The 17,877-nt window shown below is 41.4% G+C and carries 10 protein-coding genes; 2 read left to right on the forward strand and 8 right to left on the reverse strand.

Going from position 1 to position 17,877, the window contains the following annotated elements; genetic code table 11:
- Nucleotides 1–1,077 carry a sensor histidine kinase gene (locus ACE1EF_RS05025; RefSeq protein WP_375719528.1) on the reverse strand — a complete coding sequence of 359 codons (1,077 nt, stop codon included), beginning with the start codon at nucleotides 1,075–1,077 and terminating at the stop codon, nucleotides 1–3.
- 795 nt (nucleotides 1,078–1,872) lie between these two features.
- Between ACE1EF_RS05025 and ACE1EF_RS05030 the strand changes: the two genes are divergently transcribed.
- Entirely contained in the window at nucleotides 1,873–5,415 is a 3,543-nt protein-coding gene (locus ACE1EF_RS05030) for a tetratricopeptide repeat protein (protein WP_375719529.1), read from the forward strand.
- A gap of 72 nt (nucleotides 5,416–5,487) precedes the next feature.
- Here ACE1EF_RS05030 and ACE1EF_RS05035 read toward each other — a convergent pair whose 3' ends face one another.
- From ACE1EF_RS05035 to ACE1EF_RS05055, 5 genes are all read right to left on the reverse strand, one after another.
- Complete coding sequence (locus ACE1EF_RS05035) at nucleotides 5,488–8,106, reverse strand: YCF48-related protein (protein WP_375719530.1); 2,619 nt, start codon at nucleotides 8,104–8,106, stop codon at nucleotides 5,488–5,490.
- 517 nt (nucleotides 8,107–8,623) lie between these two features.
- Nucleotides 8,624–9,880 (reverse strand): NAD(P)/FAD-dependent oxidoreductase, encoded by a 1,257-nt coding sequence (locus ACE1EF_RS05040; protein ID WP_375719531.1) that lies wholly within the window; start codon nucleotides 9,878–9,880, stop codon nucleotides 8,624–8,626.
- 6 nt (nucleotides 9,881–9,886) lie between these two features.
- Nucleotides 9,887–10,900 carry a 4-hydroxyproline epimerase gene (locus ACE1EF_RS05045; RefSeq protein WP_375719532.1) on the reverse strand — a complete coding sequence of 338 codons (1,014 nt, stop codon included), beginning with the start codon at nucleotides 10,898–10,900 and terminating at the stop codon, nucleotides 9,887–9,889.
- A gap of 72 nt (nucleotides 10,901–10,972) precedes the next feature.
- Nucleotides 10,973–12,451, reverse strand: a complete 1,479-nt coding sequence (locus tag ACE1EF_RS05050; RefSeq protein ID WP_375719533.1) for an aldehyde dehydrogenase (NADP(+)) — start codon at nucleotides 12,449–12,451, stop codon at nucleotides 10,973–10,975.
- A gap of 1 nt (nucleotide 12,452) precedes the next feature.
- The gene (locus tag ACE1EF_RS05055) at nucleotides 12,453–13,346 is read right to left on the reverse strand and encodes a dihydrodipicolinate synthase family protein (protein ID WP_375719534.1); all 894 of its coding nucleotides are present in this window, start codon (nucleotides 13,344–13,346) and stop codon (nucleotides 12,453–12,455) included.
- A 138-nt stretch (nucleotides 13,347–13,484) separates the two neighbouring features.
- On the opposite strand from ACE1EF_RS05055, the gene ACE1EF_RS05060 reads away from it, so the two are divergent.
- A complete protein-coding gene (locus ACE1EF_RS05060) occupies nucleotides 13,485–14,357 on the forward strand; it encodes an AraC family transcriptional regulator (RefSeq protein ID WP_375719535.1) in 873 nt (290 codons plus the stop codon).
- Nucleotides 14,358–15,540: 1,183 nt separating this feature from the next.
- Here ACE1EF_RS05060 and ACE1EF_RS05065 read toward each other — a convergent pair.
- Complete coding sequence (locus ACE1EF_RS05065) at nucleotides 15,541–16,269, reverse strand: hypothetical protein (protein ID WP_375719536.1); 729 nt, start codon at nucleotides 16,267–16,269, stop codon at nucleotides 15,541–15,543.
- 201 nt (nucleotides 16,270–16,470) lie between these two features.
- Entirely contained in the window at nucleotides 16,471–17,874 is a 1,404-nt protein-coding gene (locus ACE1EF_RS05070; RefSeq protein WP_375719537.1) for a DUF6055 domain-containing protein, read from the reverse strand.
- Nucleotides 17,875–17,877 lie beyond the last annotated feature (3 nt).

Genomic DNA, 17,877 nt, shown 5'->3' on the forward strand with positions numbered 1-17,877 from the left:
TCAGTTTTTCTGTTCTGATGAATTTAAAAGAACAGTAATGGTTGTTCCCCTTCCCTGTTCACTGTCAATCCTTATTGAACCATGGTTTAATTTGATGAACTCGTTACACAAGACCAGTCCGAGTCCTGTTCCACTTTCATTTTCTGTTCCCGGAGTAGAAACAACCCGGGCCGGATCAAAAATAGTTTCCAGCCGGTCTGCTGCAATGCCCACACCCGTATCCTGCATAACGATACAAACCTTTTGATCGTCCGTGAGATAGGCACTAAGCGAAACCTTACCATCTTTCCTGGTAAACTTTAAGGCATTTGAAATCAGATTGCGCAAAACCATTTTTACCATATTCCGGTCAGCATAAACCATTATTTCCGGATCAACAGACACCTCAAGATCAATGCGTTTTTTATGTATAATAATCATCAGAGCATTCAATACCCTGCTGACAATATCCTGCAGCCTGAATTCTTCGTAAAACAGCTTTTGCTTATCGAACTGTATTTTAGACCAACTCAGTAAATCCTCCAGCAACGCATTGGTATGATCCACCTCAGCATATAATACTTTCAACTGCTCCTTATCCGGTAAATCATCCTCATCAATGTAAATCTGCAGCAACTCTTTTATGCTGCCAAGCGGAGCCCTTAAATCATGAGAAATAATGGAAAGATACTTATCCTTGTTCCTGTTGAGATCTTCAAGTTTTTTATTGTATTGTTCAAGATCTGCATAAAGCCGGCGGATCTTCTTTTTACTTTTTAGATTTGTTCTCAACAAAAAAATCAGCCAAACCGCAAAGACACTAAGAAAAATAACGAACCACCTTTGAATGACGATAATATTCTTATTTCTCTGACGTTCAACTGCCAGTGCATTCATCTGATCAAGACCTGCACTACCTGCATTACTGAACAGTTTAAGGTTAAGAGCGTCCGGTGCAAACAAATTCCGTGGATCATTTCCCTTAATTTCCATTTTATTCCTGTGCTGATTCCCCCTGAAATTATCTGAATCAATTTCAAACGATACCTCTCCACAAGCAAAAATGACAATACTTATGAGTAATTTTAATACGTACATCCTTAACTAAAATGCAATTTACTGAAATATTTTTCAATGCGCATATTCTCATTATTAAATTGCTTCCCTAATAAAAGACAATATACTTTATGCCTTTACTTATATTTTAACCGTTTTATCTTAAGCTTACCCTCCTTTTATCATTATTTAATCTAAATTAAATAAAATAATGATACAGGATTAATCATATCATAGCGGCTAATATCGTAATTTTGAAACAATTAAAGCCTCACTTTGGTATTTGAATTATTATACATTAAAAACCTCATATCGTATTCACCTGCATTTGACACTTAATATAACCGGGCAGACTTGAAACAGTCTGGTATTGAATTACGATGCTGTATGTTTTACGGCTACAAAAAACAAAACATTCAGACGTTGAGGCTGTAAGCACCATCCATCAATACATGCCCCTTATATTAACAGCAACAGAATTCATGCTCCAATATGCATTTGATTAGTGCTATATTATGGTTCTTTTCAAACGCTTTATGTAAACGCATATTTTACTGAGAATATTAATATTACATAACATGGTGTTAAAAAGTAATAACAGGATTCGGATTCAGGCAGAACTGAAAGATATACCCGGCATATACCGGGTTAGCCCTCCCAAGGGTACTTTTTTATATTAATCCATAACACTTTCATAAATATGGGTTAAACGACTCGTTATACAATTACTATCAAGTAAATTGCCCTGAAGTGGTGTCTGATGTAAAAAGTTGCAGTCAGACACCACTTTTAAAATTACAGTCCCCAGGAATCCGGTTCAACCTAAAAGCAAAAAACATGGCTACAGATACAGATACGAACAATGCTGATAACACACCTGAACGCAGTAAGCTGGACGAAATTCTTAAAGCAGCGGAACAATGCATGCAGGATAAAGACTTTTTAAAAGCCACCGAACTTTATGAGCAGGCGCTTGACGTGGACGGAAATACTTCTGATACGCACAAACCGGCAGGATTGGCCTATTATAGTTTATACAACAGTGTAAAGGATCAGAAAAAACAGAAAGAGTATCTTCAAAAAGCAATCTTTCATTATGAAGCTTATACCAAAACAACTGTTGATGCTGACCGGTTTACTGATCTGGGAAACTGCTATTATCATCTGGGGTTATTGGAAGACAATTCACAAAAAAGAGAAAATTTCGATAAGGCTCTTGAAAATTATGACAAGAATATCCGTCTGAATTCAAATGCAAGCTGGGCCTACTTTAACAAAGCACTTGTGTTTGTGGAGTTAAGCAAACTTGAAGCAGATCAGACGTTTAAAGCAAATCATCTGAGTGTTGCTGTTAAAAGCAATGAGAAGGGAATATCAGTTGTTGGGTATGATGCACTAAAACTGGCCAATAATATAGAATTGCAGCTTCGTCTGGCAGAATATGAAAGTGAACAAAAGGCAGAACTTGTAAAAAAAGCGGAATCAGACTTCAACCTAATATTAATCAACAGTAAGAATTCAGGACAAATACTAAACTCAGTAGCTCAACGACTGCAAACGGGATCCGAAAATTTTCAAACCTCTGAACACAAACTGATTATTTTAAACCTTGCCAAAACCGCATCCATGGCCGCAATAGAAACGGATGCGAAAGATACGCTTTTTCTCAATCAGCTTGGATTGATATTCTTTGCATTATCAGAAATATCAAAAGAAGAACAGCGTTCATACCTTGAAAAAGCATATAAAACGTTTCGCAGAGTTATTAAAGCAGACAAAAACAGAGCAGACAGTTACATCAATATTGCAAAGTATTATGAACGTCTTGCCTCTTCAGAACCAGACAGAACCCGAAAAACAGAATATTTACAACATGCAGCCAGCTATTTTGATGAGGCCTGTTTAAAAAATGGCGGCAAGCCAGAAACACTGAATGACAAGGGCAATGTTTATTTCGAACTTTCTAAATATGTTCCTGATACCCAAAAGGAACAAACGCTTTGCGACGCTATTGATATTTATGCACAAATTATAAAAAAGGACAAAACATATGTCTATTCATATTTTAACTCCGGTTTATGCTTTTTCAGGTTGAGTCTGCTTTACAGTGAACCGGATAAAAAACGCAACCATCTCCAGAATGCCATTGTGCACTATACCAATGCAAGCGCCGTTTCGCCGGATTATACTCTGGCAAAAACGGAAAAGGCGCAACGCCTGCTGGATCTGGCATTATATACAGAGATAAATGAAAGTGTAAGCCTAATAAATGAAGCATTAAAGATTTATACGGATTTATCTTCCCTTAAACCAGAACATGCAACCTATCTGATAAATAAAGGCGAATGCTATATGCGCCTGGCTCCGCTTGCTGATAAAAGCAATATGGAAGTTACACTTAAAAAAGGAATTGAACAGTTCAGAAAATCACTCGATACAAAAGAAAAATCGTTGGATGGATTATATTATTGGGGAATGAATATTCAATATCTGAGCTACAGGGATGATGAGGTTAAAGCCTTTGAAGAATTTGCAAAACAAAACCATTCTGCCCGGGGATTCTGGGAACTGGGAAATATGTTCTATTACTCTTTAAAAGATAATGAAAAAGCCGTAGGGGCTTTCCGGATGGCTCTGTCACATCTGCTACATGAAAGCATCACCGACTTTCCTAATATTAAAAGCTACATTCTTTTTGATCTGGGCAACGCCATGGTCAATCTTAACCGTTTTGAAGAAGGAATCCAGTGCTTTGAAGAAGCCTTGAACGCATTTGACGGAGACTATATTTATGCGTTTCACAATATCGCCCATTATACCGGACGTATGGGAAAGCACAAGGAAGCGAATGAAAAATGGTACCAAACGATGCAGATGTACCGTAAACAGTTAAACAACGATTTTAACTTTTCGGATCAAGCCATCAACTGGTATTATCTTGGTTCGCTCTATAACGAAATTGATAAAGATTTTGACCGTGCAGAAGAGATGTTCGCCAAAAGTGCGATGAGAGATCTTAATAACACGGCCATGCTAAAGGATTGGAATGCTCTTCTTCATGAAAAAAACCGCAAACTTTTGAAACCGGATCTTTCACTTCACTGGAAGATTAAAAAAAATATTAATGAAGCAGAACGTATCAGCAGGGTAAAGTTGTGTAATGAGGATACTTTTTTTGATCTTGCCTTTATGCACTTTTCTGACGAACAGTACCAAAAGGCAGAAGCCTGTGTCAGAAAAGCGCTTGCCATAAATCCGGAATCGACGGGTAATCTCAACCTGCTTGGCCTTATATGCATCAACAACCACAGTTTTGCTGATGCGGTGGAACATTTTAAATCGGCCCTTAAGCTTGATGCCTATAATATGGATATCAGAAATAATCTGGCCACGGTTTATATCAAACAAAAGGAGTTTGACAAAGCTGAAAACGAATATAAATCCATTATAAAAACTGACTTCTACAATGTGGATGCGCACATCGGCTTAGGTGATGTATTTCTGATCCAGGCTGAAGAACGTGAGAGTGACCAGGATTTGTTTGAACTTTCAGAAATGCATTTTCGAAAAGCAATCTCTTATGGAAAGTCCAAACAGGGATCGCGCCGGCTGGGAGTTCATGAACCACAAAATGGCAATAAACGTTTGTACAAGGATCTTGATCTGGCTGATATCTACTATTCTCTGGGTTATTTAAAGATTAAACTGTTTGAGAAAAAAAGTTTTCTTGAAAAGAGCGTTGACCGCTATCTGCTGAATGAAGCATACCGCTATTTTAACAAAGCTTTAAAGTCGAATCCGGAACACTATAAAGCTGCGCGTGCCAGAGCCAAAGTACGTGAAAAAATTACAGTGGGCCATAAAGATCATTTGATTGACAAATTCGGACCATGGCTCGTATCCGGACTTGCCTTCTTTATTTTTGTTTTTGCCCAGCTGCATTTTTATTTTCCGGAGACATTGTCAAATCCTGAACCTGAATATTATACCCTTAACGAGAGTTCTCTGAATTATCTGACAACTGTTCAGCCGGTTGATTCAGTCAGCCGGAACAAATTAAGCAGTCTAGCAGCCGTTCATTTCAGCGATAAGAACAGGTTGATTCAGGAGATATCCTCCATCCTTAAAAATCATAAGATTTCAGTTGATCAGCTGGAGAGCATAAATACAATAAAGCCGACATATTCTGATAAAGGGAATAAACTGACGACAGGTCACTATATCCTCATCTCGTTTTCAACACTGCTTCTTATTATTGCCGGTTTATACCTGCCACAGTTGCTGAAACTAAAGATCGGCTCCATTGAACTGGAGAAAAATGTAGCCAGTGAGACCACAGGAATAACCAGTTTTAAAATATCAACACCACATACCAAATAAAATTAATAGTATAATGATCCGTTTTAAATATAGCTATAACTTATCGGGATAAACCTCTGATTCAGGACTTACTTACTGGTTATTTATTACGATTATTTTTTTAACCTGTCTGTATTCACCTAAACTGAGTTGATAAAAATAAACTCCTGAGTTTAGTCTTGAACCATCAACATCCATTTCATGCATTCCAGCGGGCATGTGAGTATCAAGCAATGTCAGAATCTTTTGTCCCTTAATATCAAAAATTTCCAGGGTTGTTTTTCCGGAAACTTTGCTGTTCCATGCAATCATGGAATGATCCGAAAATGGATTTGGCCTGTTTTGAAACAAATGAATCAATTCCGACAGTTGAGTGGTTTCATCAAGTGCAGATGAAACCGATCGTTCAAATATGGGTCGCAAACCCCATGCATTCAGTATTCCGGTTTGTCCTTCTTCGGTATCCTTTACAGTTAAGGTCCATTCACCATTTGGATCCATGCCGTTAAAGGCAGATAAGTCATTATATGGTTTGAAATTTCCATAAAATGGCGCTGTTCCATCTGTAATATTATCCGTTTCTGAATCTGAGAGCTTGGTCCAAATGAAATTCTCACCCTGATCTGTGACATGATAAACAACCGGCACTTTAACATCATGGTGTGACAGGTATATTTCAAGATCACTCACTCTTGAATGGATAATAGAATCAAGCATCAGTTCCAACCCTGTTATCTGGTATTCCACAACTGAATTATTGGACTGTGACATAGCTTCACTCTTTATTATTGTTCCCACAACATCTAAATTAATGGTACTTGTTGTTTCTACATTATCAGGTATCATGAAACCTAAGCCATTTTCCATGAATGTTCCTGAAGGATGCTTAAATCCACCATTGGTGGTTTTCAGTATAGTTCCTGCTTCTCCTCCAACCCAACCCGTGTTTTCATCAAGAAAAAATACGGCACTCAAAAGATTGGAAGCAACACCGGTGATCTGTTTATGCCAGGTTTGTCCTCCATCCATTGAGTGTAGAATCATTCCCTGATCACCTACCACCCATCCCTGGTTCTGATCAATGAAAAAGATATCGTTGAATGATTTATCCACACCGCTCTCTACTTCCTGCCAGGTTTCACCGCCGTCTGTTGTCCGCATGATAACACCCAATACACCTGCCATCCATCCATGCATATCATCAATAAAAAATACGGATGCAAAACGAAATCCCTGAGATACATTGACATCATACCACTGCCAGGTTTCTCCACCATTTGTGGTTCGTATCACAGAAGAATCCAATCCTGCGGCCCAACCTATATTTTCATCAATAAAAAACACATCATGCATCGGGTTTCTGGATGGATTGGTCTGTGCAACCCAGGTATTACCACCATTAGTTGTATGGGCTACTTCACCCCAATTGTCTCGGCTCACGATCCAGCCGTTGTCTTCATCCACAAAATAAACGGACGTTATCAGTCCTTTAACGGGACTTGTTTGTGTCGCCCAGTGTTGCCCTCCATTGGTGGTGTGTAATATCATTCCATATCTGCCAACGGCCCATCCCTCATTCTCATTAATAAAGAACACATCATTGAAAGAGTTCTCCATTTCCTTTTGGATGGTCCAGGTATGACCGCCATCGGTAGTATGCAAAATATCACCATCATCTCTGGTATCCCACTGATAATCACTGGTAACGGCCCATCCTGTATCCTTATTTACAAACTGTACGGCTTGTACAAAGTTCCAGCACAAATCATTAACAATAGAAAAATCACTGTTCCAGCCATCATTTTTCAACATGATGCCATGATCCCCAACAATCTGATAGGTGTAATCCTCAAGGGAAATCTTATCAATATCCCACAGGCTGTAGGGAACTTCAGATTCCATTGGTTCCCACACCCCATCGGTACCTTTGAAAATAGTTCCGTAATCACCTACAGCATAACCCGGTTCCCCGAGTTGCTTAACAATACTGTATAATCTGAAGGCCAAAGATTCATTCTCGTTCGTCCAGCTTGTTACATCCCATTCTTTGCTTAAGATTGTGCCTGAATGGCCACACAGATAGGAAACAGATGTTTCTGACATATCTATGCCCGTCAAATCCCATGAAGTTCCTGCGAAACCATTTGTCCACAGCTGTCCCCCATTTGTGGTATAAATTAAAACACCCTGATCCCCAACCAACCAGGCTTCGTTGCAATGGTAAGCATTGATCTGATTAAAGTTTACCCTGTGTGGAGGACTAACGTTTTCCCATTCTGTTTCTCCGTCATAAGTGGATTTTATAACTGTTCCTTTATTCCCACAGGCCCATACACAAGCCTGCGATACAGCTGAAACAGAGTTTAGATTTTCGATTATACCACTGTTTTGCCTGATCCATGTTTCACCCTTATCCGATGTAAAAAAAACGATTCCTTTATCGCCTACTATCCAGCCATGACCGTCAATGGAATTGACATATATATCGTTCAGATTTTCTGTTGTACCGATATCAACTATTTCCCAATAGTCCCCCGGCATAACATGATGTATTACAGTTCCACCTGCACCGACAGCCCAATGTGACCCGCTCATCGAAACAGCATGCAGGCTGTTTCCCTGTGGTAAGGGATTCTGCCACATCCAACCGGATTGAGCAACTAAACAAAAGGATAAAATACACAGAAGAGGAAGGATAATCAGCCGTTTCATAACATGGGGATTTTGAGGTTAGACCAACTAATATCAGCATTACAATTTACGACATTTAATACTGAATGTCAATAAATTAACCTTTATACCCAAGGTATATTCAGAATACTTTAAAATGTGAATCATATGTCGTAAGACGTGAATCATTTGTCGTGAGACGTGAATCGTTGATCGTGAAACGTAAGATGTAAATCAGGTATTTTGTGTTTTGAAGTACAGCTGTATACAGCAATGAAAAACATACCAAATTGTTAATCCCTAATTTTTGTTGTCCGGATAAAGCCTCATAGATTCCTCGCTTCACTCGGAATGACAGGCATTTGATGGCTTTTGGCTGGAGGATGGGTTGATTTGCGACAAATTCGCAAACCAACCCATCCTCCAGCCCCATATGAACCTAAAAGACTGTCATTCTGAGCGCAGTAAAATGAAGCGAAGAATCTTTACGTAATATTGGTTTTTAGCCGGACAACAATGATTACCACTAATTCATGCTTCACTTCTCATTATTAATTGATTAAGAAAACCTGTCGGGATGCAGATAATCCATATTAAAATCTGTTTTGTTTCCAGCAATCACATCGTTGATTATTTGCCCTGTTACCGGCCCAAGACTCATGCCCATCATGGCATGCCCGGTGGCAAAAAGCAGGTTATGTAGTTTTTGGGTTCTTCCGATAAACGGTACACCATCAGGACTTAAAGGCCTTAATCCCTCCCATATATTCAGTTTTTCTGCTTCAGCAGAAGGAATGGAAGGGATGGCATGATGCGTCCTGTCCAGCATCGCCTGCACTCTTTTTAATCTTACATGGCCGGTCTCACCACTAAACTCCATTCCGCTACCCAGACGCAAACCATCTTTAAGCGGTGTTAAAGCCACCCGCGCTTCGGTCAGAATAACAGGAGTATGCAGTTTAACTGCGGAATCGACGAAGTCCATACTGTATCCCTTCCCTGCTATGACGGGAAGCCTTATCCCTGCCAGTTTAGCAAGGTCAGATGATTTGGCGCCGGCAGCTATCACATATTCATCGGCTTTGAACACTTTATCTTTTGCCATTATGGATTCAATCCGGCCTTTTGAAGTAAGAATACGATCGATCTGAATACCGTCTCTGATGCCAACACCATTTTCAAGCAACCTGTTCCTAAGCCACATCATATGCTTTTGCGGATGAATGTGAGCATCGCTCTTATATAAAACAGCACCGGCAATATTAAACTCAAGGTCCGGTTCAATATCCTTTAATTCACCCGACCTGTAAATTTTGGTTTCAATGCCCAGTAAGCCAGCCATCTCCGTCAGTTCGATCTCCTCCTTAAACCCTTCCTCGCTGACTGAAGCCATCAATAAGCCATTTTCAACAAGATCTGATTGTGCCTCATATTTTAAGGTCAGCAATTCATAGAGTTTTCTGCTCTGTTCGTTTAACTTATATAATGTGGGTGCAACTTCTCTGACCTGCTTTGAGTTAGCGGACCGGACAAATTTCATGAACCAGGGCAGTTTTTTAATATTCTTCGACAGGGGAAAGTAAACTGGGCCGGTTGGATCGAACAACATTTTCAGTCCCGCCTGCAACATGGATGGTGATGCCAGTGGAACAAAATGACTGGGCGTAATGTAACCACAGTTGCCGAATGAGCAGTTTGAATAATCATCTTTCGCCCGATCATCAATGACCTCAACTTCAAATCCTGCCTGATTCAGGAAAAAGGCACAGTGCAAACCCACTGTACCTGCCCCGATTATTATTACTTTCTTCTTCATATACACTTACAGTTTACCTGCCACACGAAAACCGTGTGCATACGGATCGTCATCATCAATAATTATATGGTTATATCCGGTAACCATGGCCCAGCCTTCTATTGATGGCACGATGGCATCGAACTCACCTATTTTCACATGTTCCTCTACCCGGCCTGTAAACTGACTGCCAATGATACTTTCATGTAAAAATGTTGAACCAACATCCAGTTTTCCTTTTGAAAACCACTGTGCCATCCGGGCAGAAGTTCCGGTTCCGCAGGGACAGCGATCAATGGCCTTTTCACCATAAAACACAGCATTGCGTGCATCGGCTTCCTTACTCATGGTATCTCCGGTCCACAATACATGGCTCAGACCCGAAATTTTCTCATTTTGCGGATGGACAAAGGTATAGAGCTCATTCAGCCGTTTACGTATATCGCGACTGAATGTGATCAGCTCATCTGCCGTAAAATTCTGCATCCCTGAGTAATTGGGCTGTTCATCCACAATGGCATAAAAATTTCCTCCGTACGCCACATCCACAGTCAGTTCACCCAAATGCGGACTCACGACCTTAAGGCCTGTTTTATATAAAAACGAAGGGATATTTACAATCTTTACAGATGTGACCTTCCCTTTTTCATTCTGCTTATAGTGAGCCAAAACCAATCCTGCCGGGGTTTCCAAACGCAATTTTCCGGGCGTTTGAGGAGTAATCAATCCCTCCTCAATGGCAATGGTCACGGTTCCTATGGTTCCATGTCCACACATCGGCAGGCACCCACTGGTTTCGATAAACAGAATCCCTGCATCGTTTTGCGGATTCTCAGGCGGAAAAATAAAACTGCCTGACATCTGCTCGTGCCCCCTTGGTTCAAACATAAGCCCGGTTCTGATCCAGTCGTATTCCTGCATAAAATGCTCCCGCTTCTCAAAAATGGACCGGCCTTTCAGGTTAGGTCCTCCACCGGCTACCACACGCACCGGATTACCGCAGGTGTGTCCGTCAATACAGAAAAATGTACGCCTTGCCATAAATTGAAATTAATTATTTTACCCCTCCAACCTCCCCTAAAGGGGAGGCTTTTAACCTTTTTACAGAGGGAGTTATATTTTATCTTTTGTCCAAACATTGTTCACGACCCGCATGATATTCAGCGGATTGCCATTTTTCAGTTCATCCGGCAGCAATGCATCCGGAAAATCCTGGTAACTGACAGGGCGGACGAAGCGCTTAACAGCCGATACACCAACCGAAGTAAAACGGGCATCCGTACTGGCCGGATAAGGTCCGCCATGCTGCATCGCTGCACAGACCTCAACTCCGGTAGGAACACCGTTCAGTAACAGTCTGCCGCATTTTTGCAACAAGACATCCACCACATCCTTCCGTTGAGCAAGCTCTTTTTCCGTCGCATGGACCGTTGCTGTAAGCTGGCCTTCAAGTGACTGTAGCACTTCTGAAAACTGTGCGTCAGTATCACAGGCCACAATCAGGCTGAACGGCCCAAAGACTTCTTCATGCAGCGTTGGCTTAGCCATAAAATCAGAACCTCTGACCATCGCCAGTACCGGCATTACCACATCCTGATCCACCTCATCTGCACCACGCTCTATCAGTTTTACCTCAGAGTGTGTAAACATTTTATCTGCATTGAGCCTGTAATTCCGTAATACACTGTCGCTGAACATTTTTGCGCCTGAGGCAGTCTTCACCTGTGATGAAACCTGTTCAATAAAGGCATTGAATCCATCCGTGCGTGTTGTAATAATCAATCCCGGATTGGTACAAAACTGACCCGCATTCTGATTCACTGAAGCTACAAGCTTAGCTGCTATGGTTTCATAATTATGCTGTAATGCTTCTTTCAGGATGACCACAGGATTCACACTCCCCATCTCTGCAAATACAGGAATAGGTTTATCGCGCTGTGCAGCCAGATTATACAAAGCTCTTCCCCCTTTTTGTGAACCGGTAAAACCAACCGCTTTGGTCATGGGATGCTGTACCAGCAACTGTCCCGACTCATAGGAAGCATCCTGAATAAAACCAAACACTCCTTCAGGTAATCCGGCTTTCCCAACTGCTGTGCTAATGGCTCCGGCCACCAGTTCGCCTGTACGGTGATGCGCCGGATGGCCTTTTACCACAACAGGATTTCCACCGGCCAGTGCCGATGCGGTATCTCCTCCGGCTACAGAAAAAGCCAAAGGAAAGTTCCCGGCACCAAAAACCACGACGGGACCGAGTGGAACCATCATTTTCCGGAGATCCGGTTTAGGAAGTGGTTCACGCTTCGGATCACCTACGTCAATTGTAGCTTCAAGCCATGAGCCTTCATCAAGCAGATCAGCAAACTTATTCAGTTGTCCGGTCGTTCGGCCCATCTCACCACGGACACGACCTTCCGGCAGAAAAGTTTCCTGCATCACAGTCTCAACAAGTTTATCTCCCAGATTATTAATTTCGTCACTTACTGACCTCAAAAAATCAGCCCTTTGTCTTCCCGACAGCGCTCGGTATACCGGAAATGCTGCTGTCGCCTTTTCAAGTTTTGAATTTATGATATCTTTTAATGTCTGCATCTTAAAATTTTGGTTTGTTTTTCAGCGCCTGTTCAATAATTCCAACAATCTTTTCCCGTTCAGAACCGGAGATCATCTGGCGTGGTGGTCTTACGTATTCGGTTCCGATACCGGTATAAACTTCAGCCAGTTTGATATACTGAACCAACTTAGGATGAATATCCAACTCCAGAAGCGGCATAAACCAATGGTATAATTTGACTGCTTCATTAAACTTACCGGCTTTTGCCAGTTCGAATAAAACAACTGTTTCCCTGGGAAAGGCACAGACCAAACCGGCCACCAGGCCATCAGCTCCAAGCATTAATGTCTCCAGGCACAGCGTATCAACTCCACCCATAATTTTAAAGCGTGAACCGAAGGCGTTGCGCATGCGAACCACATTGGTCACATCGCGTGTTGACTCCTTTACGGCTTCTATATTCGGAACATCTTTCAACTGCTCAAACATCGGAATGGTTATCTCAATTTTATAATCCACCGGATTATTGTATAAAAGGATAGGGAGCGATGTGGATTCAGCTACTTCCCTGAAATAAGCCACGGTTTCCTCTGCATCAGCCTTGTATAAAAGCGGAGGAAGCAACATCAATCCGTCTGCTCCGCCCTCTTCAGCAAGTCTGGCAGCTTCTATGGCCCTGACTGTACTTGACTCGGCAATATTCATAATAACCGGTACTTTCTTACGATAAGGCTGCAGGACCTCTACAAGCTTCAGTTTTTCCGCTGCACTTAAGGTACTGGATTCCCCCAGTGAACCGCCCACGATAATGCCGGAAACTCCGGATTCTACCTGATAATCGATGTTTTTAAGAAATGCCGGGATATCCAGCTCTCCGTTCTCTTTAAACTTGGTTGTAATTGCCGGATATACACCGGTCCATGTTGGTTTCATATCGAAAAGAATTTTTGTTATTTATTCTGGTTCAAAATTACGAAGGGATTAGAGATGAAAATTGATAATTATTATCCTGTTTTTGAACTATTTTATCCTATTTTTGTATTTTGATAAATATTAAAGGTAATTAAGGTCATGAAAGCAGTCCGGTTTATCATTCCAAAAACAAGCACAAATTCATTCAGAGTGCAACTGGATAAGCAACCTTATTTTTATGATACGATTCACTATCACCCTGAGCACCAGATTACTTATATTGTAAAAGGTGAAGGCACCTGCTTTATCGGGAACCATGTGGAACGTTTCACTGCCGGAGATGTGTACTTTATCGGAAAAAATGTACCTCATGTTTTTAAATCGGATAAAGCCTACTACGAAGGAACAAACGGAAAGACTTCCTTCGGCATATCCATCTTTTTAAAGGACGAAACGTTTGGTCAGCAGTTTTTTGAAATTCCGGAGATGGCGCACATTAAGCGGCTGCTGGATATCGCCTCAATGGGTGTAAAACTTTCAGGAGATGACAGGGATAAGGTGGCGCAACTGATTTTTACCACAAAGGACATGAACGGGTTTCAACGGTTTCAGGCTTTAATGGAAATTCTGGATCTGTTTGCTCAGTCTGACCACCTCGAGATTTTATCGTCTGTCCGTTTTGATGTTCCTTCCCGTGACAGTGATCACGAACGCATTAATGTGGTATTTAATTATCTGTCGGGTAATTTCACGCAGGAGATCTCCCTGGATAAGATCTCCTCCATAGCCAACATGACACCCAATGCCTTTTGCCGCTATTTTAAAAACCGTACCGGAAAAACCTTTTCAAATTTTCTGAATGAGATCCGCGTGGAATATGCCGGTCGCATGATCTCGGGCAGCCATGATTCCTTTGGGAACATTGCCCTGGAAAGTGGCTTTAATAACATCTCATACTTTAACCGTAAGTTTAAACAGATAACAGGATTAACGCCACTGATGTACAGAAGGAAGTTTGGAAGAGATGGATAGAATTAATCACGAAATAGGAATGGGGAATTTATCTAAGGGAGCCTTTTACATGACTCACCCCGGTTCAGACATTCAGTATGACCAGATCAAACCGCCCCTCTCTCCACCGATTGGCACCGGCACAAAGAGAGGAAATCAAATATCCTTAAAAGTTAATTTTTCTGCGTAACCCTGCGTTTTAATCTGCGTCCCGCGATAGCGGGTCTGCGTGAACCTGCTTCATTTCTCGCAGATTTTCGCTGATGTTTTACGCTGATTTTCGCAGAAGTTTTCTTTAGAATCCGAATTAAAAAGCTTTACTACAGCAACAGATAAAAAGAATTACAAAATCAGTCATTTTATTTTTCTGCGCCACTCTGCGTTTTAATCCGCGTCCCGCATTAGCGGGTCTGCGTGAACCTGCTTCATTTCCCGCTGATTTTTGCTGATGTTTCACGCTGATTTTCGCAGAAGTTTTCTTTAAAATCCGTATTAAAAAACTTTACTGCAGCAACAGATAGAAAGTATTACAAAATCAGTCATTTGTTTTTTCTGCATAACGCTGCGTTATTATCTGTGTCCCGCATTAGAGGGTCTGCGTGAACCTGCTTTATTTCCCGCTGATTTTCGCTAATGTTTCACGCTGATTTTCGCAGAAGTTTTTCTTTAGAATCCGTATTAAAAAACTTTACTGCAGCAACAGATAGAAAGTATAACAAAATCAGTCATTTGGTTTTTCTGCACCACTCTGCGTTTTAATCCGCGTCCCGCATTAGCGGGTCTGCGTGAACCTGCTTCATTTCCCGCTGATTTTTGCTGATGTTTCACGCTGATTTTCGCAGAAGTTTTCTTTAAAATCCGTATTAAAAAACTTTACTGCAGCAACAGATAGAAAGTATTACAAAATCAGTCATTTGTTTTTTCTGCATAACGCTGCGTTATTATCTGTGTCCCGCGTTAGCGGGTCTGCGTGAACCTCCTTTATTTCCCGCAGATCTTCGCTGATGTTTCACGCTGATTTTCGCAGAAGTTTTTCTTTAGAATCCGTATTAATAAAATTTATTGCAGCAACAGATAGAAAGAATTACAAAATCAGTCATTTGTTTTTTCTGCGCAACTCTGCGTTTTAATCTGCGTCCCGCGTTGCGGGTCTGCGTGAACCTATTTTATTTTTGTGGGATCTATCTGATGGAAACTTCCACGTTCAGAACCCGATCTTCACCTTCGTTCCGATCGTATTTACCGGTTTAAAGTTTCTGTACTTTGTATCGTAAATAGTGCGTAATCCAAAATCACTTTTTATGTTCTTATACTTCAACCGAAAACCCACACCGGTTTCAGAGTTTAAAAACACGGGGTGGATCAATAACTGCGGAACGGCATACCCTGCACTGTTTTTATTCAATGCAGGTGAGATATACTGCCCGTAAGCATAGACGGAAGCCAGATCATTCAATGAATAACTGAGCGATACATTCAAACCCAAATGAAAATCAGGATAATCAGCATCAAAAATGGTCATATGTTTTATCAGACCTCCACCCAAAGAGAGATCCAGATTTTCAATGCCACTGTAATCCAGTTTGAGTTTATAATATTCATACATGGAAAAAGCCGGTGCAAAATCGGTCGACATGCCGTAAGAAAACTGCAGATTCTTTTTAACAAACACTGGTTTATACTCCATATTCGGACCGGTATGTTCAGGAAACAGGGTCAAGGACAATGTCTGAACATTTTTCATTCCGTACGAAGCCGAAGGATAAAATGAAGAGAGGTCGGTTTTAATGCTGCTGCGAAGGTTTTGCTCCAGATTGGATTGCACCGCATTTACCTCGCTTTGTGCCAACACATCCGACAAGCTCATTTGAACAATAATGAACAGCAGTAAAAGATAAATTCGTGATATGTAAAAGATATCAGGTTTATTCATTTTAACAGGAACACGTATCAGGTTAACGGAACTGTGTAGTAAAAGTAACGCTTTTTAGATTTAGGGTGCGGGGGTAATTCAAAAAAATATCATCATTTTAAATTTCATACGGTAATAAAAGATGCTCTGTGACCATTGATCCACATTTATGTCATAATAGTAAAACTAACCACAGAGAAACACGAAGATCATTCATCCGGGTCACAACAGCATCCCTTTATCGGGATCTGTACCATTCAGTTTAATTTTGTAAGGCCACTGTGCATCAGGCGTCTCATCCTTCTGGCGCCCCCAGCGCATGGGTAGCGGCCAGTGTTCTGTTGGTGCACCGCTTACCACCAACCAGAGATATTCTGTATGTTTGGGAACCTTAAACGTCAGCTTACCTGAAGCGGTTTGGCCCATATCCCCGTAAACCCGTTTCCCGTTTCCCAGGGAAGCCAGAAATCCGTAACGCCAGCCGGCCAGTTCCGGTTTTACGCTGCTGTATCCACTGGTTCCTGCCATGCCTTCAAAAATCAGTTCAACCTTTGTTCCGGCCTCAGGCACATTCAACTTTATGCCGTTATAACCATAATTCTGCGGACAATTGGCTGAATCGATCCTGAACCAACCCTCTCCGGCATCTACCAGTTTTGTAAAGTGCTGATTGGCATATTGATGGGCCACCTTTTCCACCCTCTGAAGATCCCAGGTAATAAAGCGTCGTGAAGCATCAAATATCTCATCGTTAAACTGTTCCTGTGTCAGTTCATTCAAGCGTTTATAGGTCATCACCGGATCTTCTCCCTTTTCTGTATTCCGGCACAGCTCGCCGAAAAATTCCTTCCCGTGTTTTTCCGACCAGTATTCCAGCACATACGGTGAGTGATACATATTCTGCGGATGAAGAAAGGCATAATGCGTCCCTTTCATGAAATCCTTCAGGTGGTAGTTTTCAAAGGTCATCCATTCCGGATAAACATGCCACAACATATACTGTGCAGACATCTCCATGATGGCTCCCCGCGGTCCTTTTCCTGATTCCGCCCGGCTAAGATACTGGAAACAATGTCCCATTTCGTGAGCCAGTGCACCGTAAGGCGCCTTATTGATGCGGACTGCAGGCGTCCATAATATACCGATCTTATCCTCTTCGCCTCCACCAAATGCTGTTCCGCCATCGCCACCGATAACATATACAAGCAATTTAAAGGTGTCTGTTACAGAATGGCCTTTCTCAACCATTTTAAGCTCATTAACATAGTAATCGTAAAACCGCTCACATTCTTTTAAGGCAAACTGCGCATCAAACCGCCGGGTAGTATCCGGATTAGCCATAGGATCATCACCATATTCCTTATGCCAGAATATCGCAACATTTTCAGACTGAACCATATGCTGAAAGCAGAAGTCACTTTCGGGGTTTTCATAATCATTGCTATCCGGTATGGCGTACACCTTTTCAGGGATGTATAATACTTTTTCCAGTCCTGCCTGTTGGCTTTCAGATGCAGATTTTGGCCGGTTTATACATGAAACAAAAGAGATAAGAAAAACAAGAACAGCAAGAACTGATTGGTATCTTTTTACAGAACTACACAAGAATGATCGGTTAATAAGCATGAT

The organism is Quyinboa sediminis (assembly GCF_042219855.1).
GTDB lineage: Bacteria > Bacteroidota > Bacteroidia > Bacteroidales > UBA5342 > JBHJHP01.

Coding starts and splice junctions, on each gene's coding strand:
- ACE1EF_RS05025 (WP_375719528.1), bottom strand. CDS start 1,077: ATGTACGTATTAAAATTACTCATAAGTATTGTCATTTTTGCTTGTGGA.
- ACE1EF_RS05030 (WP_375719529.1), top strand. CDS start 1,873: ATGGCTACAGATACAGATACGAACAATGCTGATAACACACCTGAACGC.
- ACE1EF_RS05035 (WP_375719530.1), bottom strand. CDS start 8,106: ATGAAACGGCTGATTATCCTTCCTCTTCTGTGTATTTTATCCTTTTGT.
- ACE1EF_RS05040 (WP_375719531.1), bottom strand. CDS start 9,880: ATGAAGAAGAAAGTAATAATAATCGGGGCAGGTACAGTGGGTTTGCAC.
- ACE1EF_RS05045 (WP_375719532.1), bottom strand. CDS start 10,900: ATGGCAAGGCGTACATTTTTCTGTATTGACGGACACACCTGCGGTAAT.
- ACE1EF_RS05050 (WP_375719533.1), bottom strand. CDS start 12,451: ATGCAGACATTAAAAGATATCATAAATTCAAAACTTGAAAAGGCGACA.
- ACE1EF_RS05055 (WP_375719534.1), bottom strand. CDS start 13,346: ATGAAACCAACATGGACCGGTGTATATCCGGCAATTACAACCAAGTTT.
- ACE1EF_RS05060 (WP_375719535.1), top strand. CDS start 13,485: ATGAAAGCAGTCCGGTTTATCATTCCAAAAACAAGCACAAATTCATTC.
- ACE1EF_RS05065 (WP_375719536.1), bottom strand. CDS start 16,269: ATGAATAAACCTGATATCTTTTACATATCACGAATTTATCTTTTACTG.
- ACE1EF_RS05070 (WP_375719537.1), bottom strand. CDS start 17,874: ATGCTTATTAACCGATCATTCTTGTGTAGTTCTGTAAAAAGATACCAA.